Here is a 20,756-nt window from a genome sequence, read left to right on the forward strand (position 1 = left end):
CGGTAACACCCGGCGAAGGGCCTCGGTGGCGGCCCGTCACCCCACCACGATCAGGCCAGTACGCGCCGGGTGCGCTCGACGTCCTGATTCATCTGGGCGATCAACGGCTCGATCGAGTCGTACCGGATCTGACCACGCAGGTGCGCCACGAAGTCCAGGGCCAGCCGCTCGCCGTACAGGTCGCCGGAGAAGTCCAGCGCGTACGCCTCCACCCGCCGCTCCCGGCCGGAGAAGGTCGGGTTGGTGCCCACGGACACCGCCGCCAACAGCGGCTCGTGCTGACCGCGACGGATCAGCCGGGCCGCGTACACGCCGTCGGCGGGCACCGCCGCGTACCGGTGGCAGAGCAGGTTGGCGGTGGGGAAGCCCAACTCCCGGCCCCGCTGGTCGCCGCGGACCACGACGCCCTCCACCCGGTGTGGGCGGCCCAGCGCGGCGGCCGCCGCGCCCACGTCGCCCGCGTCGACGCAGGACCGGATGTACGTGGAGGAGAAGACGGTGCCGGCCTCGGCGACCAGCGGGCCGCCCTCCACGCCGAAGCCGAACGTCTGACCCAGCCGTTCCAGCAACGCCACGTCGCCGGCGGCCCGGTGCCCGAAGCGGAAGTTGCTGCCGACCACCACCAACGCCGCGTGCAGGTGCTCCACCAGGACGTCGTGCACGAACTGTTCGGCCGGCACCCGGGAGAACTCCGGGGTGAACGGCACCACGCAGAGCACGTCCACGCCGAGCGCCTCGATCAGTTCGGCCTTACGGGCTGGCTCGGTGAGCACCGCCGGGTGCGAACCGGGGCGGACCACCTCGGCCGGGTGCGGGTCGAAGGTGACCACCACCGACTGCACGCCCAACTCGCGGGCCCGGGACACGGCGTGCCCGATCGTCGCCTGGTGCCCCTTGTGCACGCCGTCGAAGACGCCGATGGTGACCACCGAGCGTCCCCACCCGCCGGGCGCCGCGTCGTAGCCCCGCCACCGCTGCATGCCGTTCCTCTCTGCTGTCCCGCCGCCGGCGGGTCGACACCGCCGGCTGCGGGCCGGCGGACCTGCGCCCGCTGTCAGGCCGGGGCGAGCACGATCTCCGCCCGAGCCCGCCCGTCCCGCTCGCTGACGATAGCGATCAGGCCGCCGGCCGGCCCGAAGACGGCGTACGGCCCGGTGAGGCCGGCCGGGTCCAGTGGCCCGCCGTGGGCGAGCACCCGGGCCTCGTCGGGGGTGGCCTCCCGGCGCGCGAAGAACCGGTCGGCCGCCGCGTCCAGTGGCAGGTTCACCACGTCCGGGGCGCGCTGCTCCAACTCGTCGAGGGTCGCCGCCTCGGCCAGGGTGAAACCACCCACCGCGGTGCGCCGCAGCGCCGTGAGGTGCCCGCCGACGCCGAGCGCGAGGCCCGCGTCCCGGGCGATGGCCCGGATGTACGTGCCGGAGGAGCAGGTCACGTCCACGTCCACGTCCACCACGTCCGGCTCGGTGCGGCGGATCGCCAGCACCTCCAACCGGGAGATGGTGACCCGCCGCGCCGGCAGCTCGACGCTCTCGCCGTCGCGGACCCGCTTGTACGCCCGCTGCCCGTCGATCTTGATGGCGCTGACCGCGCTCGGCACCTGGTCGACCTCGCCGCTCAGCCCGGCCAGCGCGGCTCGGATCGCGTCGTCGGTGACCTGCCCGGCCGGCACGGTGGCGGTCACGTCGCCCTCGGCGTCGTCGGTGACGGTGGTCTGGCCGAGCCGGATGGTGCCGGCGTAGCTCTTGCCCGCGCCGATCACGTAGGTCAGCAGCCGGGTGGCCCGGCCGACACCGATCACCAGCACGCCGGTCGCCATCGGGTCGAGGGTGCCGCCGTGCCCGACCCGTCGGGTCTTCGCCAGTCGGCGGATGCGTGCCACCACGTCGTGCGACGTCATGCCGCCGGGCTTGTCGACCACGATCAGACCATCGGTGCTCACGTCGGCCAAGCCTGCCAGATGGCCGGGACCCGAGAGTGCGTGGGCACGCCCCCGCGTGATCCGGACGACCGGCGGGCCCGCCGATCGGGTCAGCGGACCGCGCCGGTCACCGCCCAGCTGCCGTTGCGCAGTCGCAGCAGCAGGGCGACCAGCCGGATCACCACGAACAGGGTGAGCCCGGCCCAGATGCCGCCCAGCCCGAGATCGAGCGCGTACGCCAGCCAGATGGCCGGCAGAAAGCCGCCGAGCGCGGCCACGATGGTGAGGTTGCGCAGGTAGCGCACGTCGCCGGCGCCGATCAGCACGCCGTCGAGGGCGAACACCACCCCGGCCAGCGGCAGCATGACGACGAACCACGGCCAGGCCACCATGGCCTGCTCGCGTACCCCCGTGTCGGAGCTGAACCACGACGGCACGACGCCGGCGCCGGCGGCGACGAGCAGCGCGAAGCCCACGCCGCAGACGCCGCCGAGCAGCCCGATCCGGCGGGCGAGCGCCCGCGCCCCCGCGTCGTCGCCGGCGCCGAGCGCCGCACCGACCAGGGACTGCGCGGCGATGGCGAGGGCGTCGAGCACCAGCGCGGTGAAGAACCAGAGTTGCAGGGCGATCTGGTGGGCGCCGACGGCGGCGGCGCCGAAGCGGGCGGCGACGGCGGTCGCGGACAGGAAGCTGGCCTGGAACGCCAGCCCACGGATCAGCAGGTCCCGGCTGAGCACGAGTTGCTGGCGGATCACGCGGGGCTGGGGCCGCAGCGACACCCGCTCGCCGACCAGGGCCGCGGCGAAGAGCACCCCGCAGAGCGTCTGCGCGACGACGTTCGCCACCGCCGAGCCGACCAGACCCAGCCCACCGGGGTAGACCAGCAGCGGGCAGAGCAGCGCGGAGAGCAGGTTGGGACCGAGCACGAAGAACAACGGGCGACGAGTGTCCTGTACGCCGCGCAGCCAGCCGTTGCCGGCGGCGGCGAGCAGCAGACCAGGAGCGCCGAGGGCCGCGATCCGCAGCCACTGCGCGGCGGCGTCGGCCACGTCGCCACCACCACCGGCGAGGGTACGCGCGAGCGCGCCGCCGCCCACCTGCATGCCGATTGCGATCAGCAGACCGACACCGAACGCCAACCAGGACGACTGGACGCCCTCGGCGACCGCGGCAGCACGGTCACCCGCGCCGAAGCGGCGGGCCGCGCGCCCGGTGGTGCCGTAGGCGACCACGGTGCCCACCCAGGCGGTGAGCGTCATCACCGTGCCGCCGACGGCGAGCGCGGCGAGCGGCACCCGACCGAGGTGACCGACCACGGCGGTGTCGACAAGCACGTAGAGCGGCTCGGCGGCGAGCACCACGAGGGCCGGCAGGGCGAGGCCGGCGATCCGCCGAGGCGAGGCGGGTCGGTGGGCGGTGGCGGCGGTCTGGCTCATCGCCGCCGATCCTGGCACGGCTGCGGTAAGGATCGCAATCCCGCAGACCGCTTACCCGTCGGCGGGTGGCACGCGGGGGTCCTCGCGGCCCCGCGCTGCGCCTACCGCCGGACGGGTCGGATCACTGCCGGGTGTCCATCGACGTCTGCAGCGCGCGGCGGGCCTGCTCGCGGGCGTCGTCGGTGGTGGTCTCGGGCTTGGGCTTGTTCGGCATGGTGGCGCTCCTCTTCCCAGGGCGCGAGTCGCCGGCACGCGGCGACCCTCACGGGCGGTCGTGCTGAGCGCCCCACGGCGGTCCGGGATTACCGGAGCAGCCGACTGGGCAGCGTGAGCCCGGGTCGATCCGACCCTGGAGGGAGGCAGCACGGGGTGTGGCACCACCGCCCATGACCTGCACCGCCAGGCGGCACCGGCCTTCTCCCAAGTTATCGTTCAGGTCCACATACTGCTTACGGTTCCCGCCATTTGGACAGTCGCCAACCCGGCTCAGCGAGCCAGGAAGTGCCAGCCCAGCCACCACCAGAACCCGAACAGACCGATCCGGCCCACCGGCACCGGGCCGACCTCGTAGCGCATCACGTACGCGCAGACCTCGCCCAGGGTGGGGATCCGGGACCCCTCCCGCCGGGCCATCCACTCGACCACCGCGAAGAGGACCAGCGCGGCCAGGAAGCCGCCGATCGCGAGCGCTCGCATCATCGCCGCACCAGCCCCCAGAACGCGGCCAACCAGGCGAACCAGACCGCCGACCGGGTCAGGTGGTCCTCCAGGAGAGGATCGGCCAACCGGGAGAAGGTGGGGAAGTCATCGCCGGCGGCCAGCACGAAGGTCGCGCCCTCGAAGACCCCGAAGACCACCACCGGCACCGCCCACCAGGCCGCCCCCGCCCCCAGCCGGCGCGGTGCCGGCCGGCGGGGCACCCGGTTGCTCAGACCGAGCCAGATCAGCACCCCACCGGTGCCGAGAGTGAACAGATTCGCCTCGGTGGAGAAGGACGCGAACCGGCCGCCGACGAGCGACAGGCAGACGAGGACGGGAACGGAGACGGCGGGCCGGTCCCAGGCGCGGGGGGCCTCCACGGTGAGGTCGTGCGGCTGCTCCATCCCGCAATTCTTCCCGGTATCACGGAACGCGGGAAGACCAACACTCCCCGGAGCTGACCCTGATCTTCCGGACCGACCGATCGATAGCGGTCGAAGGGCGACGTCAGGCGGTCAGCGCGGCGTCCAGCTGACCGCGGATCGACTCGACCACCTGCTCGACGGTGCCCCGACCGGTGAACCCGGCCGCGAACGTGTGCCCGCCACCGCCCAGCGCGACCGCGACCCGACTGACGTCCACCGCACCCTTGCTGCGCATCGACACGGCCCACTCGGCGGGCCTGGTCTGCTTCACCACACAGCTCACATCCGCCTCGGCGGTGCAGCGCACCGAGTCGATCAGCGCCTCCAGCACGTACGGCCGCTGGTCGTGCCGGGCCAGGTCGTCCAGCGTGGCGAAGGTCCAGACCAGCCCCCGGCCCCCGGCGGCGGCCGGCTCCAGCCGGGCCCGGCCGAGCACCTCACCGAAGAGGCGGACCGCGCCGAAGGGTCGGGTGTCGAAGACCCGCCGGGAGATGTCACCGGGCGAGATGCCGGTCGCCAGCAAGCGGGCGGCCATCTGGTGCACCGCCGGAGTGGTCGCCTCGAACCGGAACGAGCCGGTATCCGTGGTCAGCGCCACGTAGAGGCACTCGGCGATGGCCGGATCCACCACCACCCCGAGCCGGGCCAGCAGCTGTTCGGCCACCACCGAGGTGGCCGCCGCACCCGGGTCGACCAGGTTGACCGTGCCGAAACCGGGGTTGGAGGCGTGGTGGTCGAGCACCAGCGCCGCACCCGCCGACGACAGCCGCCCCGCCAACTCGCCGAGGCGGGACTCGCTGGCCGCGTCGAAGCAGATCACCAGATCGGGCGCCGGGTCGGCGGCGTCCGCCGGGACCAGCAGGTCCAGCCCGGGCAGCCCCCGGAACGGCTCCGGCACCTCCGGCGGCCCGGGAAAGGTCGCCTGCACGTCGCGTACGCCGAACTGCCGCAGGCCCAGACCGAAGCCGAGCATGCTGCCCAGCGCGTCGCCGTCCGGGTTGATGTGGCAGATCAGCAGCGTACGGGCGGTCGGCGGGAGAGCCCGCACCAACGCCTCGGCGGCGGCCCAGTCCGCCTCGGCGGGGCCGAGCCCGGTTGCCCCGGCGAGCGGGGCGCTGGCGGTGCTGGTCACCGCGATTCCCCACCCCGCGGGGTCTCCTTGACGTCGGTGGCCTCGTCGGCCTCGTCCGTCTCGTCGTCCTCGTCGTCCACCCGGTACGGCTGGGCCTCGCCCGCGTACTTCGCCTGGGCGGCGAGCCGCTGCACCTCGGCGTCGGCGTTGCGGGCGGCGGCGAGCAGGTCGTCGATGTGCTTGACCTGATCCTGCACGTCGTCGAGGACGAACGTGAGGGTCGGCGAGTGGCGCAGCCCGAGGGCCTTGCCGACAGTGCTGCGCAGCAGCCCCTTGGCGCTCTCCAGCGCCGCCGCGGTGTCCGCCTGGGCCACCGAGTCACCGAGCACGGTGTAGAAGACCGTCGCGTCACGCAGGTCAGCGGTAATCCGGGCGTCGGTGATAGTGATCATCCCGAGCCGCGGGTCCTTGATCTGGCTCCGCACCACCGACGCGACCAGCTCACGCACCCGTTCCGCGTGCCGGCGTACCTTGGCCGGATCAGACATCTCGCCACCTCCACGGCGTCCTGCTTCCGGTCGAGCCGGCGGCCCGGAGGCCGCCGGCCGACCGGCCAACATCTCGAACATTACCTTCGGGGCCGCTCCGGTCGCCCGGCACCAGCCGGCACCGTGCTCAGTCGTCGTCCACGCCGTAGAGCCGGCGCCGGACCGACAGCAACTCGACCTCGGGGCGACCGGCCACCAGGCGCTCACAGGAGTCGAGCACCTCGCGGACGTGCGCCGTCTCGGCGGCCACCACGGCCACCGCGAGTTGCGCTCGACCATGCAGGTCGAGCGCACCCACCTCGGCGGCCGACACCTCGAAGCGGCGCAACGCCGCCACGATCGGCCGTACATATGATCTCTTGGCTTTGAGCGACCTGGAGTCGCCCGGCAGCAGCAGGTCGAAGACCGCGGTTCCGGTGAACATCGCCCCGGACGATACCGCCAACCCGCCCCGCATGATCAAGGGGTTTACGCCAGTCGGCGTAAACCCCTTGATCAGCGTGTCACTGCCGGATCAGGCGCGAACCTTCTCCCGCATCTCGAAGGTCTCGATGACGTCGCCGACCTGGACGTTGTTGTAACCACCCAGGGTCAGACCGCACTCGAAGCCCTCGCGGACCTCGGTGGCGTCGTCCTTGAACCGCTTGAGCGAGGTGATCGTGAGGTTGTCCGCCACGACCGCCCCGTCCCGAAGCAGGCGAGCCTTCGCGTTGCGTCGGATGATGCCCGACCGGACGATGCAACCGGAGATGTTGCCGATCTTGGACGAGCGGAAGACATCGCGGATCTCCGCGGTGCCCAGCTCGGCCTCCTCGTACTCCGGCTTGAGCAGGCCCTTGAGCGCTGCCTCGATCTCCTCGATGGCCTGGTAGATGACGGTGTAGTACCGGATCTCCACGCCCTCGCGGTCGGCCATCTCACGGACCTTGTTCGAGGCCCGCACGTTGAAGCCGATGATCGTGACCGGCTCGGACGAGGCGCTCGCGAGCATGACGTTGCTCTCGGTGATCGCGCCGACGCCCCGGTCGAGGACCTTGAGCTGGACCTCCTCGGGGATGTCGAGGTTGAACAGCGCGTCCTCCAGGGCCTCCACCGAACCGGAGACATCGCCCTTGAGGATGAGGTTGAGCGAGGTCTTCTCGCCCTCCTTGAGCTGCTCCATGAGCGTCTCGAGGGTGGCCCGACCACGGGAGTTGGCGAAGGACGCCGCCCGCCGCCGTGCCTGCCGCTGCTCGGCGATCTGCCGCACCGTGCGGTCGTCCGCCGCGGCCAGGAACGTGTCTCCCGCGCCGGGCGGCGCGGTCAGACCCAGCACCATGACCGGACGCGCCGGCCCAGCCTCGGTGAGCTGGTTGCCGTTCTCGTCGAGCATGGCCCGGACCCGGCCGTGCGCCCCACCGGCGACGATCGAGTCGCCCGCCCGCAGGGTGCCCTTCTGCACCAGCACCGTCGCCACCGCACCGCGGCCCTTGTCCAGGTGTGCCTCGATGGCCACACCCTGCGCCGGCCCGTCGATCGGAGCGGTCAGCTCCAGCGACGCGTCGGCGGTCAGCAGGACGGCCTCGAGCAGTTCCTCGATGCCGATGCCCGGCTTGGCGGCCACGTTGACGAACATGGTCTCGCCGCCGTACTCCTCGGCGACCAGGCCGTACTCGGTCAGCTGCTGGCGGACCTTGTCCGGGTTGGCGTCCGGCTTGTCGACCTTGTTGACCGCGACCACGATCGGCACATCGGCCGCCTTGGCGTGGTTCAACGCCTCGATCGTCTGCGGCATCACACCGTCGTCGGCCGCGACGACCAGGATCACGATGTCCGTGACCTGGGCACCACGAGCACGCATGGCGGTGAACGCCTCGTGACCCGGGGTGTCGATGAAGGTGACCGCCCGGTCCTCGCCCTCGTGCGGGACGTGGACCTGGTAGGCACCGATGTGCTGGGTGATGCCACCCGCCTCACCGGCCACGACGTTCGCCTTACGGATGGCGTCGAGCAGCTTGGTCTTACCGTGGTCGACGTGACCCATGACGGTCACCACCGGCGCACGGCTGACCAGACGCTCCTCGGCCACCTCCGCGTCGAGGTCGATGTTGAACTGCGCGAGCAGCTCGCGGTCCTCGTCCTCCGGGCTGACGATCTGGATGTCGAAGCCCAGGTGCTCACCCAGCAGGTGCAGGGTGTCGTCAGAACAGGACTGGGTCGCGGTGACCATCTCGCCCAGGTTGAACATCTCCTGGACCAGCGAACCCGGGTTGGCGTTGATCTTGTCCGCGAAGTCGGACAGCGAGGCGCCACGGGAGAGCCTGACGATCTGACCCTGACCCCGGGGAGCACCCGAGCTCATGGTCGGAGCCGACAGGTTGTCGAACTCCTGTCTGCGCTGCTTCTTGGACTTGCGACCGCGCGTCGGCCGACCACCCGGACGCCCGAAGGCACCCGCGGCGCCGCCGCCACGGCCACGACCGCCCGCACCCGGACGACCGCCGCCACCGGCCGGACCACCCGGACGGAAACCGCCACCGGGAGCACCCGCACCGCCGCCGGGACCGCCACGGTAGCCACCGCCACCGCCGGCACCCGCGCCGCCACCAGGGCCGCCGCGGTAACCGCCGCCGCCACCGGCGCCACCGCCGGGACCGCCACGGAAGCCACCGCCACCGCCGCCGCCGGGACGGCCTGCGCCGCCACCGGGACGACCAGCGCCACCGGGACCGGGGCGACCGGCAGCCGGACGCTGGCTCGGCATGGACGCCGGGCTGGGCCGCGGCGGCATGGAGTTCGGGCTCGGCCGCGGCGGCATGCCCGCCGGGCTGTTCGGCCGAGGGCCACCCGCACCGGCGGCCGGGGGCCGCTGCTGCTGGCCACCCTGGATCCCGAACGGGTTGTTACCGGCACCGCGCGCCGGCGGACGACCGCCCGGCCGGGCACCCGGACCGGGAGCCGGCGTGCTCGGACGAGCTGCCGGCGAACCGGGACGGGGCGGCATCGCCGCGGGACCCGGCCGAGGGCCGGGGCGGTTACCGCCCTCTGCCGGGGGCTCCCGGCGGACGGGGTTGTCCCGCTGCTGCTGGCGGGCGGCCTGCGCGGCCTTGACCGCGGCCTCCTGCTCAGCCTTCAGCGCGGCGGCACGCGCCTCCGCGGCCGCCACCTCGATGTCGTGGGCACTCGCCGGCTTGGCGACCGGGGTCGCCGACTGCGGCGCACCGGGCACCGGACCCTTGGGCTTCGGACCGGGTGCCGGCGCGGCCGGCCGCCGAGGCGGCATCGGCTTGGCCGAGACCCGGGGCGCGCCCGGGGTCGGGGTTGGCGTCGGGGTCGGGTTCGAAGCCGGCGTCGACGCGGGCGCCGACGGGGCGGCCGGAGCCGGGGCTCCGGCGGACGCGACGAATGCGTTACGCAGCCGCCGGGCGACGGGCGCCTCGACGGTGCTGGACGCGGACTTCACGAACTCGCCCATTTCCTTCAACTTGGCGAGAACGGTCTTACTCTCGACCCCGAGCTCTTTTGCAAGCTCGTGTACGCGGGCCTTGCCTGCCACTGCACTCCTCACTCCGAGGTCGTGCGGGCAGCACCCGCAGCGACCTCACTCGTGCACTTGAAGCCTGGTCATTTCAGGGACTTCATCGTGTGCTCATGTCGGTCGTCCTACCCTGCTAGCGACCCTCGCCCGGTCGGGCTGACCGGACGTAGTGGTTGGCGCATCGACGTGCTCCGCCAGCGCACCGTGGTCGAGGACCTCGGTGCTGCGCAGCGCACGCCCGAAGGCGCGGCGCCGCACCGCCAGCGCGAAGCAGGCCGGATCCGGGTGCATGTTCGCTCCCCGACCCGGCAGCCTGCGGAGCGGATCAGGCCGGAGGCTGTGACCAGCCTCGTTTCTGACCGCGACGATCCGCAGCAATTCGCTGGCCGGCGCACGTTGCCGGCAACCCACACAGGTGCGCTCCGGCTGCGCGCGTCGTACCACTGGAGGAAGTCTACCCCTAGCTCCCCGAGATCGCGCCGCCCGGCTCCCGCACGTGATCAGTTACCCCACGCGCCGCCGGCGCGGTCTGCTCCGCATCGGAGCGAATATCGATCCGCCAACCGGTCAATCGGGCCGCGAGTCGGGCATTCTGCCCCTCCCGACCGATCGCCAGCGAGAGCTGGAAGTCGGGAACGGTCACCCGGGCGGCCCGACCGGCCAGGTCGACCACCTCGACCCGCAGCGCCTTGGCCGGCGACAAAGCGTTACCGACGAAGGTGGCCGGGTCGTCCGACCAGTCGATGATGTCGATCTTCTCACCGTGCAGCTCGCTCATCACGGCACGCACCCGCTGACCCATCGGGCCGATGCAGGCGCCCTTGGCGTTCACCCCGGGGGTGGTGGAGCGGACGGCGATCTTCGTGCGATGGCCCGCCTCACGGGCGATCGCGCCGATCTCCACGGTGCCGTCGGCGATCTCTGGCACCTCCAGGGCGAACAGCTTCTTGACCAGAGCCGGGTGCGACCGGGACAGGGTGATCTGCGGCCCGCGCATGCCCTTGGCCACGTGCACCACGACGCAGCGGACCCGCTCGCCGTGCGCGTACCGCTCGCCGGGCACCTGCTCGGACTGCGGCAGCACGCCCTCCAGCTTGCCCAGGTCGACGCTGACGATGCCCTTCTCGGTGCGCGTCTCGTGCGCCTGCACCACGCCGGTCACGAGGTCACCCTCGCGGCCCACGTACTCACCGAAGTGCACCTCGTCGGTAGCCTCCCGCAACCGCTGGAGGATCACCTGCTTGGCCGTCATGGCGGCGATCCGGCCGAAGTCGTGCGGGGTGTCGTCCCACTCCCGCACCAGGCTGCCGTCGTCGTCCATCTCCTGCGCGTACACCAGGGCGGCGCCCGACTTACGGTCGATCTCCACCCGGGCGTGCGGTTCGGCACCGTCGGTGTGCCGGTAGGCGGTCAGCAACGCGGTCTCGATCGCCGCGAGAATCGTGTCGAACGGGATCTCCCGCTCGCGCTCGAGTGCGCGCAGCGCCGCGAGGTCGATGTTCACCTCTCCTCGTCCTCCACATCATCTTCGTCGTCGATGTCGTCTGAATCGTCGATCTCGTCGGAATCATCCGCGTCGTCGAACTCGTCGTCCGGCTCACCGAGCTCGGCGAGCCGGGTGAACTCGACCTGCACGCGGCCGGGGCCCAGCTGGGCGTACGCCAAGGCGGCGCGGCCGTCGTCGGTCTCCAGGTGCACGCCCTCGTCGTCGGCAGCGACCACCCGGCCGGTCAGCTGACGGTCACCGGCGGGCTGCTCACCCCGCTGGCCGGGCAGCGCGGTCGCGCCCCGGACGGTGACCTTGACCAGTCGGCCCACGTTGCGCCGCCAGTGGCGGGGCAGGGTGAGGGGCCGGTCGACGCCGGGCGAGCTGACTTCCAGCTGGTACTCGCCGGCGACGATGTCGCCGCCGGTCTCCTCCGCGGCGTCCAGCGCGGCCGAGACCGCGCGGGAGACGTCCGCGACGGCGTCCAGGTCGATCCCGCCGTCGGTGTCCACCATCACCCGCACCACGTGCCGGCGGCCGGCCCGGGAAACCGACAGGTCCTCCAGGTCGTAACCGGCGCCGTTGACCACCGGTTCGATCACGGCCCGCAGTCGGTCCCGCCGCGCGGCGAGGTCACCGCCGCGGGGACCCGCGGCACCGCGGGGTCGACCCGTCGGCCTGGTGGCACGGCCACGCTGCGTCATCTCCGCACCCTCTCCCTGGTCGACGGTGACCGGTCGTCCCGCCATGCCGGCACGCCACCGGAGTGGACACGCCGGTGGTTGCGCAGAGCGTAACGCGCCTGCCCGGCGGCGGACCGGGCGGCGCACCGACGCCGATGACCCCCGGAGCGCCGCGCATGGTGTTGACTTGGCCGGTGGGGATCGGCAGAAGGACACAGCGCGACCAAGCATCCGGACATTCCCGGCGAAAGCTCCTGAGCGCCGGGGCGCTGCTGGTGCTCGGTGGCACCGTGACGCCACTGACCGGCTGTGATCTTTTCGACCGCGACGACCAACCGGACCCAACGCCCGACCCGCTGCGGCCGACGATGGACGAGTCGCTCGCGCTGGCCGCCGCGTACCGGGCGAGCGTGACCGCCCATCCCGAGCTCGCCGACCGGCTCAACCCGATCGCCGAGACGCACACCGCGCACGCCACCGAGCTGGCCCGGGTCATCGGCGTGACCGTGCCGTCGGCGGCCTCCGCCGCCCCGACCGCCGCCCCGGCGGCCGACCCGAACGGCGCGCGCGCCGCCCTGCGGGCGCTGGAGAAGACCGCCCAGCAGTCCGCCACCGCCGCCTGCGCCGCGGCCCCCGCCGAGCGGGCGGCACTGCTCGGCTCGATCGTCGCCGCCCGGGCCACCCACCAGGAGGCACTGAAGTGAGGCAGCCGTCCGCCGGGGAGGCGCTCGCCGCCGCCCTGTCCGCCGAGTACGCGGCCATCTACGCCTACGGACGAATCGGCGTCCGGCTCACCGGAGCGGCGCGGGACGCGGCACGCCAGGCGGAGGCCGCGCACCGACGCCGACGTGACGCGCTCGTGGTGCAGCTCACCACGGCCGGCGGCGTCGTCCCGCCGGACCGCGCCGGCTACGCCCTGCCGTTCCCGGTCACCGACCGGGCGAGCGCCCTGCGGCTCGCCGCCGAGGTGGAGGAGCGCACGGCCGCGCACTGGCGGGCCGCCCTGGCGTCCACCACCGGCGCCGACCGGGACCAGGCGCTGGCCGCCCTGGTCGAGTACGCCGTGCGGGCCACCCGGTGGCGCAAGACCGCCGGGCTGACCCCGCTGACTGTCGCGTTTCCCGGTCGACCGGCCTGAACCGGTCCGCTGCGGTTGCGGTGCGCATACCAGGTATGCATACTCCGTTGCCATGTCCATCCGTCACGGGTTGCTCGCTCTGCTCGAACGCGGCCAGATGTACGGCTACCAGCTGCGCGCCGCGTTCGAGGAGTCGACCGGCTCGACCTGGCCGCTGAACATCGGGCAGGTCTACACCACGCTGTCCCGGCTGGAACGGGACGGTCTGGTGCGCCCGCTGCCGGAGAGCGAGGCCGGGCAGCGCCCGTACGAGATCACCGACGCCGGCCGGGCGGACCTGGCGCTGTGGTTCGCCACCCCGATCAGCCGTACCGACCGACCCCGCGACGAGCTGGCGATCAAGCTGGCGCTGGCGCTGACCACCCCCGGGGTCGACGTCCGGTCGGTGGTGCAGGCCCAACGCAGCGCGACGATGCGGGCCCTGCAGGAGCTGACCCGGTTGAAGTACGGCAGCAACCGGCCGGAGGACCTCCCCTGGCGCCTGGTGCTGGACTCGATGGTGTTCCAGGCCGAGGCCGAGGTGCGCTGGCTGGACCACTGCGAGACCAGTCTGGTCCGGCACCAACCCAGCGGCCCGGCGCCTCCCGCTCCCCGATCCGGTGACGACGACGCGCGGGACGCGGCTCGATGGGCCGGCGAGGAGGCGCGACGGTGAGCGGGTCGGACGACGCGGTGCTGGACCTACGCGCCGTCCACCGCACCCACGGCGCCGGGCCGGCGGCGGTACACGCGCTACGCGGCGTCAGCCTGGTCGTACGGCCAGGCGAGTTGGTCGCCGTGATGGGGCCGTCCGGCTCCGGTAAGTCGACCCTGCTGGCTCTCGCCGGTGGGTTGGACCGCCCGACCGGCGGCGAGGTCCGGGTCGAGGGGCAACCGCTGGGGGCGTTGGACCGCCGCGGGCTGGCCCAGCTGCGCCGCCGCCGGATCGGCTACATCTTCCAGCAGCTCAACCTGTTGGGCAGTCTGAGCGCACTGGAGAACGTGGCGCTCCCCCTGGAACTCGACGGGACCAGCGGACGTCGGGCCCGCGCACTGGCCATGGCCGCGCTCACCGAGGTGGGCCTGCCCGCGTTGGGTGACCGCTTCCCGGACCAGCTCTCCGGTGGGCAGCAGCAGCGGGTGGCGATCGCCCGCGCGCTGGTGGGCGAACGCCGGCTGGTCCTCGCCGACGAGCCCACCGGGGCGCTGGACTCCCAGACCGGTGAGGCGGTGCTGCACCTGCTGCGCCGCCGGATCGACGCGGGTGCCGCCGGAGTGCTTGTCACCCACGAGGCGCGGCACGCGGGCTGGGCCGACCGGGTGGTGTTCCTCCGCGACGGCGTGCTGGTCGACACGACGGCACCGTTGGGCAGTGTCGAGCAGTTGCTGTCCGGCAGCGACCGGTGACCATCCGCCGCCTGACGCGGGCCGCCGCTCGGGCCGACACGGCGACGCCGCGGCCGGTCACGTCGCCCGCCCCGGCCGGCCGACGGCGGTTCGCCGAGCTGACCGGCTCCTGGCGGGCGGCGCTGCGGATCGCCCGGCGGGAGTCACGCCGGTCCCGACGGCGGACCGCCCTGGTGCTCGCGATGATCGCCATGCCGGTCGCGGCGCTGGCCTTCCTGGCGACGAGCTACGACATGGCCGAGCTGACCCCGGCGGAACGCGTCGACCGCCGGCTCGGCGTGGCCGACGCGCAGCTGCAGTGGATCGCCAACGCCCCGGTGGGGCAGGACGAGTGGGGTGAGGGCTGGTACACCCGCGACGGCGAGCTCCCCGGGAAGGTCACCGCGGCCCAGCTGACCGCACTGCTGGGGCCGGGCAGCCGGGTCACCGAGCTGCGTCCGCGCGTCCCGCTGACGCTGCGCGGCCCGCGCCGCGACGAGGTCGTGAACGGTCGGGTGCTGGACCTCACCGACCCGCTGGCCCGCGGGCTGGTGCGGTTCCGAGCCGGCCGAGCGCCGCAGCAACCCGGTGAGGTCGCGGTCAGTCCGGCGGCGCTGCGCCGCCTCGACCTGCGCCTCGGCCACGCCGTGGCCACCGCTGACGGGAGCAGGGCGTACACCGTGGTGGGGGTGGTCGAGTTTCCCGACGATCTCGGGCCGGTGGTGGCGCTGCACCCGGGGGCCGCGCCGGCGAGCGGTCCGGAGCCGGACAGCGTCTGGCTGGCGGACCTGCCCGGAGCGGTGGACGCCGCGCTGGTGTCCCGACTCAACGACCGGGGGGTGGTGGTCACCAGCCGACACCCGAGCGGCTCCGGGACCGCGACGAACCGGACGTGGTTCGGGTCGATCACGCGGGACGGCGCCAACGACCTGAGCACCGGTGTCCTCATCGCCGGCCTCGGGCTGCTGGAGGTCGTCCTGCTGGTCGGGCCGGCCTTCGCCGTCGGTGTCCGTCGGCGGCGGCGGGACCTGGCGTTGGTCGCGGTGGCGGGCGGGGACGCCGCCCAGCTCCGCCGGGTCGTGCTGGCCGACGGTGTGGTGCTGGGTGTGTTGGGGGCCGCCGCCGGCCTGCTGGTCGGCGTCGGCGCGGCGTTCGCCGGTCGCCCGCTGATGGAGCAGTACGTCTTCAGCGCCCGCTTCGGCGGCTACCGCTGCTGGCCGACCGCGCTGGTCCTGCTCGGTGGCGTCGCGGTGCTGGCCGGGGTGCTCGCCGCGCTGACACCGGCCTGGACCGCCGCCCGGCAGGACGTCAGCGCCGGGCTGGCCGGGCGACGCACCCCCGCGGCGTCCCGGGGCCGGTGGTTGGCCCTCGGGCTGGCGCTGGTGGTCGGCGGGGCCGGGCTGGCGGCGTTCGGGGCCACCCGGACCTCCCCGGCGGTGATCCTCACCGGGTTGATCCTCGGTGAGTTGGGCCTGGTGTGCTGCACGCCCACGCTGCTCGGGGCGCTGGCCCGACTTGGCCGGGTGTTGCCGCTGGCACCACGGATCGCGCTGCGCGACGCCAGCCGCAACCGGGCCGCCGCGGCACCGGCCATCTGCGCCGTGATGGCCGCCGTCGCCAGCAGTGTGGCCCTCGGCGGATACCTGGCCAGTGACGGCGCCCGCGACGCGCGCGCCTACCGGCCGGCGCTGCCGGTCGGCCACGTACTGGTCAACCCGAACGACTCGACCCGGCAGCCCACACTGGCCCAGATCACCGACGCGGCCCGGAACCAACTCGGGGTCGGCGCTGTCGCCCCGGTGCGGACACCGAGCTGCGGGGCGGGGCGCACCGGCTACTGCGACATCGCGCCGGTACTCCCGCTGAACCGGGCCTGCCCCTGGCAGCCCGGCGTTCACCTTCCCGCGGCGCAGCGCCAGCAGGCCCGCGCCGATCCCCGCTGCCAGATCCGGGAGGCGGACTACTTCGGCGGCTACGTGGAACCCGGAGTCGACGACGGGACCGCACTTCCCCTGCTCACCGGCGTGGACCCGGCGACGACCGCCGCGGCCACGGCCGTGCTGCGCGCCGGTGGCGTGGTGGTGACCGACCCGCGCTACCTGCACGACGGCCTGGTGACGGTCCGGGTCACCGAGGTGGAGGCCGGGCCGGACGTGCCGGTCACCGCCCACGATCTTCCGGGGTACGCGCTGCCCCGGGCGACCGGTCAGTCCCGTCTACTGCTGTCCACCGCCGCCGCCCGGCAACTCGGCCTGAGCTGGTCTCAGACCGGCTGGGTGATCGGCACCACGACCCCGCCCGACGAGGAGCAACAGGCACGGTTCGCCGCCGTCCTGCGGCCCTTCGGGACGCTCTCGCTGACGGTGGAAAACGGCGGCGGCCCACGCGACGACTCACCGTTACTCCTGCTGCTCGCGGCGGCTGCCGGACTGATCACGGTGGGGGCGGCCGGGATCGCGACCGCGCTCGCCGCCGCCGAGGGGCGCGCCGAGCTGACCACCCTCGCGGCCGTTGGCGCGGCCCCGGCGGTACGCCGGTGGCTGGCGATCTGCCAGGCCGGGGTCATCGCCGGTCTCGGTTCGGTGCTCGGCATCGTGGCCGGCCTCGGCACCGCCGCGATCGTGCTGGTCTCGGTGAACCGGCAGTACGCCAGCGCCTGGCCGGTACCCGATCCGTACCCCTTTCTGGTGCCGTGGCCCGCGCTCGGGGTCCTGGTGCTGGTGCCGGTGGTGGCGATGCTCGGGGCGGGCCTGTTCACCCGGGCCCGGTTGCCGATCGAACGGCGGCTGGACTGACCGATCCGCCGAACGCGGGCAGCGCGGGGGTGCCGCCGGGCCGGGCAGCCGGCAGACTGATCGGCGTGTCAGTGCTGGGAAGAGTCACCCGTCGGCTCGGTCATCATCGTTGGTTCGGCGCGGCGGCGCGTCTGTTGGTTCCCGCCGACCGGGTGGTCGGTCGCCTCACCCGTGGCCGGGTGGTCGCGCTGGGCCTGGTCCCGTCCCTGGTGATCACCACGACCGGCCGCCGTTCCGGTAAGCCCCGCAGCAATCCGCTGGTCTTCGTGCCCGACCGCGACGCGTACGTGGTGATCGGCTCCAACTGGGGGCAGACCCAGCACCCCGGTTGGGCGATGAACCTGCTCGCCGATCCCGCCGCGGAGGTGGACGTGAAGGGGCGGCGGGTCGCGGTGCGGGCCGAGCGGGCGTCCGGCGCCGAACGGGACCGGTTGTGGGAGCTGCTGGTCACCGAGTGGCCCGCGTACCGCACGTACGTGCAGCGGGCCGGCGGCCGGGAGATCCACATCTTCCGGCTGGCCCCGACCGGGCGCGGCGCGCCCGACGCTCCGCCGTCGGCTGGCTAGGCTGGCGCTCGGTAGCCAAGGCGAGGTGGTCCCGTGAGCGCGAGGAGTGAGCCGGGGTTGCGAGCCCCGCAGCCGCGAGCAAAGGCGGTCCCGTGAGCGCGAGGAGTGAGCCGGGGTTGCGAGCCCCGCAGCCGCGAGCAAAGGCGGTCCCGTGAGCGCGAGGAGTGAGCCAGGGTTGCGCCGGGGTTGCGAGCCGCGCAGCCGCGAGCAGAGCTGGTCCGGTGAGTGAGCGGGCCGGTGTCGACCGGGGCCTCGAGGATCGACGGTGGACGGTCGCGGAGCGGGTCGCCGAGGCGGTCCGGCGGCGGTTCCCGGCCGAGGTGCTCGCGGTCGCCGTGCACGGGCCCCTGGCGCACGGGGACGACGACGGTGGTGGGGACCGCGAGGCGGGAATGCTGGTGGTCACCTATCGACCCGGGACCGGGCCGCCCCCGGCGACCCGGCGGGTGGACGGGGTGCTCGTCGACCTGACAGTGGCCGCCGCCGAGGACTACCTGGCTCAGGCCCGGGTGCTCTCCCCGCTATGGCCGCTGACCGCCGACCGGTACGTCACCACGCAGGCGTTGCACGATCCGACGGGCTGGTTGCGGACTTTGCGCGACGAGCATCTGGGCCGGTTGGCCCGGGCCCGGCCGGCGGAGTTCAGCACCGCGGCCCGGCAGGCGTGGTACCGGGGCAGCGCGGCGCACTCCCGGGCGGCCCGGCTCGCCGAGTGGTACGAGACCGATCAGGCTCTGCTGATGCTCGGTGAGGCCCGGCTGGCGGCGGCCACGGTGACGGGCCTGCTGAGTCGCACCTACTTCCGTGACCCGGGGGACGCGGTGCGACGCACCGGGTTGGCCGGGGCGGACATGACCGAGGTGGGTGTGGTGCTGGCCCGGCAGGCCGAGGAGTTGGCCGCCCGTGGTCGTGCGGTCGACGGCACGATCGACGAGCTGCTCAGCACCTGAGGTGCGTCACAGCCCGCCCGGTACGCCGATCAGCGAGCCGATCAGGTAGGTGGCGCCGGCCGCGGCGGCGCCCAGCAGCAGCTGGCGCAGCCCGCTGGTCCACCAGGGACGGTTGGTGAAGCGGGCCACCACGGCACCGGCGGCGAACAGGCCGAGCCCGCCGACGGCGAGCGCCAGCCACAGTTCGGTGGCGCCGAGCAGGTACGGCAACAGCGGGACCAGCGCGCCGACCGAGAAGAACAGGAACGACGAGATCGCCGCGGCCCACGGGCTGGGCTGGTCGTCGGGGTCGACGCCCAACTCCTCGCGGACGTGCACCCGCAGCGCCTCCTCCGGGTCGCGCCGCACCGCCTCGGCGACCTGGGTGGCGAGGTCCCGGGGCAGGCCCCGGGCCACCCACGCGTCGGCCAGCTCCCGGGCCTCGGCCTCGGGGTGCCGTTCCAGCTCCCGTCGCTCCTTGGCCACCTCGTTGGCGACCTGCTCGTTGGCGGAGCGCACGCTGGTGTACTCGCCGAGCCCCATCGAGATCGCCCCGGCCACCAGGCCGGCGCTGCCGGTGAGCACGATGCTGCGCGCCGACACCCCGCCCCCGCCGACGCCGGCGATCAGGGCGATGTTGGTGACCAGGCCGTCCATCGCGCCGAAGACGGCCGGGCGTAGCCAGCCGCCGGAGACGTCCGCGTGGTGCGCCTCGCGCAGCGCCGCTGGGGTGTCGGTCACGGCGCCTGCCCTTCGTTCGCGACTGCGGGACTCCGCTTCGCTGCGTTCCTCGCGCTCACGGCGCTTGCCCTTCGTTCGCGACTGCGGGACTTCGCTTCGCTGCGTTCCTCGCGCTCACGGAAGGGTCAGGATCTCGTGGCCGTCGTCGGTCACCACGATGGTGTGCTCGAACTGCGCCGTCCACTTCCGGTCCTTGGTGACCACGGTCCACCCGTCGTCCCACATGTCGTACTGGTAGGTGCCGAGGGTGATCATCGGCTCGATGGTGAACGTCATGCCCGGCTCCATGATGTCCGTGGGGCGCGGGCTGTCGTAGTGCGGCACGTAGAGGCCGCTGTGGAAGGCCTCGCCGATGCCGTGGCCGGTGAAGTCGCGGACCACGCCGTAGCCGAACCGCTTGGCGTACGACTCGATGACGCGGCCCACCACGTTGATCTGGCGACCCGGCGCGACGGCGCGGATGCCGCGCATCATCGCCTCGTGGGTCCGCTCGACCAGCAGCCGGGCCTCCTCGCTGACCTCGCCGACGCAGAAGGTGGCGTCGGTGTCACCGTGCACCCCACCGATGTACGCGGTCACGTCGACGTTGATGATGTCGCCGTCCTGCAGGACCGTGGAGTCCGGGATGCCGTGGCAGATGACCTCGTTGAGGCTGGTGCAGCAGGACTTCGGGAAGCCCTTGTAGCCCAGCGTCGACGGGTACGCCCCGTGGTCGCAGAGGAACTCGTGCACCACCTTGTCGATCTCGTCGGTGGTCACGCCGGGCTTGCAGTGCTCGCCGGCGAGCTGGGTCGCCTGGGCGGCGAGCCGGCTGGCGATCCGCATCTTCTCGATGGTCTCCGGCGTCTGCACGTGCGAGCCACGCCACTCCTGTGGGCGCTTCTTGCCCACGTACTCCGGTCGGGCGATCTGGGATGGCACCGGTCGCATCGGGGTGAGCGTGCCTGGTGTCAGCGGCGGACGGACGGTCATGCCGCAAGCCTATCGCCGGGACCGCTGGTGACCCGCGCCACGGCCGTCCGGTGGAGGTTGTTGCCCTGCCAGGGTGGCTGTGCCATGGTGTCTGCGTGGATCAAGGGGGAGCACCGCCCGTCTTCTCCGCCAGCGCTGAGATCGACGGTGACCACCTCCACGTCGTGGTGGCCGGCGAGGTCGACATGGCGACCGCGGACACGATGCTCCAGACGGCGCTGCGCGAGCCCGCCAGGAAGATCACACTCGACCTGAGCTTGGTCACCTTCTTCGACTCGGCCGCCATCCACGCCCTGGTCCGGCTCGCCCAGCAGTTTCCGGGCACGCTCACCGTCCGTCCGTCCCGGCAGGTCCGTCGCGTGCTGGAGATCTCCGGCCTCGGCGGGCAGAGCTGGCTCGACCCGGCCTAGGGCCGGCGTCGAGTCCAGCGGAGGCCAGGCCCTCAAGGCCTGCCGGCGCCCGCCGG

At 73.3% G+C, this 20,756-nt stretch carries 22 protein-coding genes; 8 read left to right on the top strand and 14 right to left on the bottom strand.

The genetic code is table 11. The annotated features are described in order from the left end of the window. Positions 1-50: 50 nt before the first annotated feature. From ACFYL6_RS23005 to rimP, 12 genes are all read right to left on the bottom strand, one after another. Positions 51-980, bottom strand: a complete 930-nt coding sequence (locus ACFYL6_RS23005; RefSeq protein ID WP_387174038.1) for a bifunctional riboflavin kinase/FAD synthetase — start codon at positions 978-980, stop codon at positions 51-53. A gap of 74 nt (positions 981-1,054) precedes the next feature. Then, entirely contained in the window at positions 1,055-1,939 is an 885-nt protein-coding gene (gene truB, locus ACFYL6_RS23010) for a tRNA pseudouridine(55) synthase TruB (RefSeq protein WP_387174040.1), read from the bottom strand. A gap of 89 nt (positions 1,940-2,028) precedes the next feature. Next, positions 2,029-3,354 (bottom strand): MATE family efflux transporter, encoded by a 1,326-nt coding sequence (locus tag ACFYL6_RS23015; RefSeq protein ID WP_387174042.1) that lies wholly within the window; start codon positions 3,352-3,354, stop codon positions 2,029-2,031. A gap of 486 nt (positions 3,355-3,840) precedes the next feature. Beyond that, positions 3,841-4,050, bottom strand: coding sequence for a DUF6186 family protein (locus ACFYL6_RS23020; RefSeq protein WP_238686867.1), 210 nt, complete (start codon positions 4,048-4,050; stop codon positions 3,841-3,843). Further along, complete coding sequence (locus tag ACFYL6_RS23025) at positions 4,050-4,457, bottom strand: hypothetical protein (RefSeq protein ID WP_030489478.1); 408 nt, start codon at positions 4,455-4,457, stop codon at positions 4,050-4,052. Before ACFYL6_RS23025 ends, ACFYL6_RS23020 begins: the two co-directional genes overlap by 1 nt. Before the next feature lie 103 nt (positions 4,458-4,560). Further along, on the bottom strand, positions 4,561-5,610 hold the full coding sequence (locus ACFYL6_RS23030; protein ID WP_387174044.1) for a bifunctional oligoribonuclease/PAP phosphatase NrnA: 1,050 nt from the start codon (positions 5,608-5,610) through the stop codon (positions 4,561-4,563). After that, the gene (gene rbfA / locus ACFYL6_RS23035; protein ID WP_387174046.1) at positions 5,607-6,098 is read right to left on the bottom strand and encodes a 30S ribosome-binding factor RbfA; all 492 of its coding nucleotides are present in this window, start codon (positions 6,096-6,098) and stop codon (positions 5,607-5,609) included. The genes ACFYL6_RS23030 and rbfA overlap by 4 nt, the downstream gene beginning before the upstream one ends. 127 nt (positions 6,099-6,225) lie before the next feature. Next, entirely contained in the window at positions 6,226-6,522 is a 297-nt protein-coding gene (locus ACFYL6_RS23040; protein ID WP_030489481.1) for a DUF503 domain-containing protein, read from the bottom strand. Between the two features lie 90 nt (positions 6,523-6,612). After that, entirely contained in the window at positions 6,613-9,633 is a 3,021-nt protein-coding gene (gene infB / locus ACFYL6_RS23045) for a translation initiation factor IF-2 (protein ID WP_387174048.1), read from the bottom strand. A gap of 93 nt (positions 9,634-9,726) precedes the next feature. Continuing rightward, entirely contained in the window at positions 9,727-10,059 is a 333-nt protein-coding gene (locus ACFYL6_RS23050; RefSeq protein ID WP_387174050.1) for a YlxR family protein, read from the bottom strand. A 16-nt stretch (positions 10,060-10,075) separates the two neighbouring features. Continuing rightward, positions 10,076-11,119 (bottom strand): transcription termination factor NusA, encoded by a 1,044-nt coding sequence (nusA, locus tag ACFYL6_RS23055; protein WP_387174052.1) that lies wholly within the window; start codon positions 11,117-11,119, stop codon positions 10,076-10,078. Beyond that, on the bottom strand, positions 11,116-11,805 hold the full coding sequence (gene rimP, locus ACFYL6_RS23060) for a ribosome maturation factor RimP (protein ID WP_387174122.1): 690 nt from the start codon (positions 11,803-11,805) through the stop codon (positions 11,116-11,118). The genes nusA and rimP overlap by 4 nt, the downstream gene beginning before the upstream one ends. A gap of 155 nt (positions 11,806-11,960) precedes the next feature. On the opposite strand from rimP, the gene ACFYL6_RS23065 reads away from it, so the two are divergent. The 7 genes from ACFYL6_RS23065 (at position 11,961) to ACFYL6_RS23095 (ending at position 18,598) form a co-directional block, all read left to right on the top strand. Further along, a complete protein-coding gene (locus ACFYL6_RS23065) occupies positions 11,961-12,488 on the top strand; it encodes a hypothetical protein (RefSeq protein ID WP_387174054.1) in 528 nt (175 codons plus the stop codon). Then, positions 12,485-12,922, top strand: a complete 438-nt coding sequence (locus tag ACFYL6_RS23070) for a ferritin-like domain-containing protein (RefSeq protein ID WP_387174056.1) — start codon at positions 12,485-12,487, stop codon at positions 12,920-12,922. Before ACFYL6_RS23065 ends, ACFYL6_RS23070 begins: the two co-directional genes overlap by 4 nt. A gap of 52 nt (positions 12,923-12,974) precedes the next feature. Then, positions 12,975-13,577, top strand: a complete 603-nt coding sequence (locus tag ACFYL6_RS23075) for a PadR family transcriptional regulator (protein WP_238662051.1) — start codon at positions 12,975-12,977, stop codon at positions 13,575-13,577. Then, positions 13,550-14,308 (top strand): ABC transporter ATP-binding protein, encoded by a 759-nt coding sequence (locus tag ACFYL6_RS23080; RefSeq protein ID WP_387174058.1) that lies wholly within the window; start codon positions 13,550-13,552, stop codon positions 14,306-14,308. The genes ACFYL6_RS23075 and ACFYL6_RS23080 overlap by 28 nt, the downstream gene beginning before the upstream one ends. Next, positions 14,305-17,082, top strand: coding sequence for an FtsX-like permease family protein (locus ACFYL6_RS23085; protein ID WP_387174060.1), 2,778 nt, complete (start codon positions 14,305-14,307; stop codon positions 17,080-17,082). The genes ACFYL6_RS23080 and ACFYL6_RS23085 overlap by 4 nt, the downstream gene beginning before the upstream one ends. A gap of 65 nt (positions 17,083-17,147) precedes the next feature. After that, positions 17,148-17,648 (top strand): nitroreductase/quinone reductase family protein, encoded by a 501-nt coding sequence (locus ACFYL6_RS23090; RefSeq protein WP_387174062.1) that lies wholly within the window; start codon positions 17,148-17,150, stop codon positions 17,646-17,648. Between the two features lie 221 nt (positions 17,649-17,869). Then, positions 17,870-18,598 carry a nucleotidyltransferase domain-containing protein gene (locus ACFYL6_RS23095; RefSeq protein ID WP_387174064.1) on the top strand — a complete coding sequence of 243 codons (729 nt, stop codon included), beginning with the start codon at positions 17,870-17,872 and terminating at the stop codon, positions 18,596-18,598. Positions 18,599-18,604: 6 nt separating this feature from the next. On the opposite strand, the gene ACFYL6_RS23100 is transcribed toward ACFYL6_RS23095, so the two are convergent. Together ACFYL6_RS23100 and map are read right to left on the bottom strand one after the other, a co-directional pair. Next, positions 18,605-19,318, bottom strand: coding sequence for a VIT1/CCC1 transporter family protein (locus ACFYL6_RS23100; RefSeq protein WP_387174066.1), 714 nt, complete (start codon positions 19,316-19,318; stop codon positions 18,605-18,607). A 114-nt stretch (positions 19,319-19,432) separates the two neighbouring features. Next, positions 19,433-20,290: a type I methionyl aminopeptidase gene (gene map, locus ACFYL6_RS23105; protein WP_387174068.1), complete on the bottom strand. Its 858-nt coding sequence runs from the start codon at positions 20,288-20,290 to the stop codon at positions 19,433-19,435. Between the two features lie 95 nt (positions 20,291-20,385). On the opposite strand from map, the gene ACFYL6_RS23110 reads away from it, so the two are divergent. Continuing rightward, positions 20,386-20,700: an STAS domain-containing protein gene (locus ACFYL6_RS23110; RefSeq protein ID WP_387174070.1), complete on the top strand. Its 315-nt coding sequence runs from the start codon at positions 20,386-20,388 to the stop codon at positions 20,698-20,700. Positions 20,701-20,756 lie beyond the last annotated feature (56 nt).

Source organism: Micromonospora sp. NPDC007208, from assembly GCF_042869175.1.
GTDB lineage: Bacteria > Actinomycetota > Actinomycetes > Mycobacteriales > Micromonosporaceae > Micromonospora > Micromonospora foliorum.

Excerpts from the sequence above, each read along its gene's own strand:
- ACFYL6_RS23020 (WP_238686867.1), bottom strand. The coding sequence starts at position 4,050 with ATGCGAGCGCTCGCGATCGGCGGCTTCCTGGCCGCGCTGGTCCTCTTC.
- ACFYL6_RS23065 (WP_387174054.1), top strand. The coding sequence starts at position 11,961 with ATGGTGTTGACTTGGCCGGTGGGGATCGGCAGAAGGACACAGCGCGAC.
- ACFYL6_RS23080 (WP_387174058.1), top strand. The coding sequence starts at position 13,550 with ATGGGCCGGCGAGGAGGCGCGACGGTGAGCGGGTCGGACGACGCGGTG.
- map (WP_387174068.1), bottom strand. The coding sequence starts at position 20,290 with ATGACCGTCCGTCCGCCGCTGACACCAGGCACGCTCACCCCGATGCGA.
- ACFYL6_RS23025 (WP_030489478.1), bottom strand. The coding sequence starts at position 4,457 with ATGGAGCAGCCGCACGACCTCACCGTGGAGGCCCCCCGCGCCTGGGAC.
- rbfA (WP_387174046.1), bottom strand. The coding sequence starts at position 6,098 with ATGTCTGATCCGGCCAAGGTACGCCGGCACGCGGAACGGGTGCGTGAG.
- ACFYL6_RS23005 (WP_387174038.1), bottom strand. The coding sequence starts at position 980 with ATGCAGCGGTGGCGGGGCTACGACGCGGCGCCCGGCGGGTGGGGACGC.
- rimP (WP_387174122.1), bottom strand. The coding sequence starts at position 11,805 with ATGACGCAGCGTGGCCGTGCCACCAGGCCGACGGGTCGACCCCGCGGT.
- ACFYL6_RS23040 (WP_030489481.1), bottom strand. The coding sequence starts at position 6,522 with ATGTTCACCGGAACCGCGGTCTTCGACCTGCTGCTGCCGGGCGACTCC.
- ACFYL6_RS23015 (WP_387174042.1), bottom strand. The coding sequence starts at position 3,354 with ATGAGCCAGACCGCCGCCACCGCCCACCGACCCGCCTCGCCTCGGCGG.
- ACFYL6_RS23075 (WP_238662051.1), top strand. The coding sequence starts at position 12,975 with ATGTCCATCCGTCACGGGTTGCTCGCTCTGCTCGAACGCGGCCAGATG.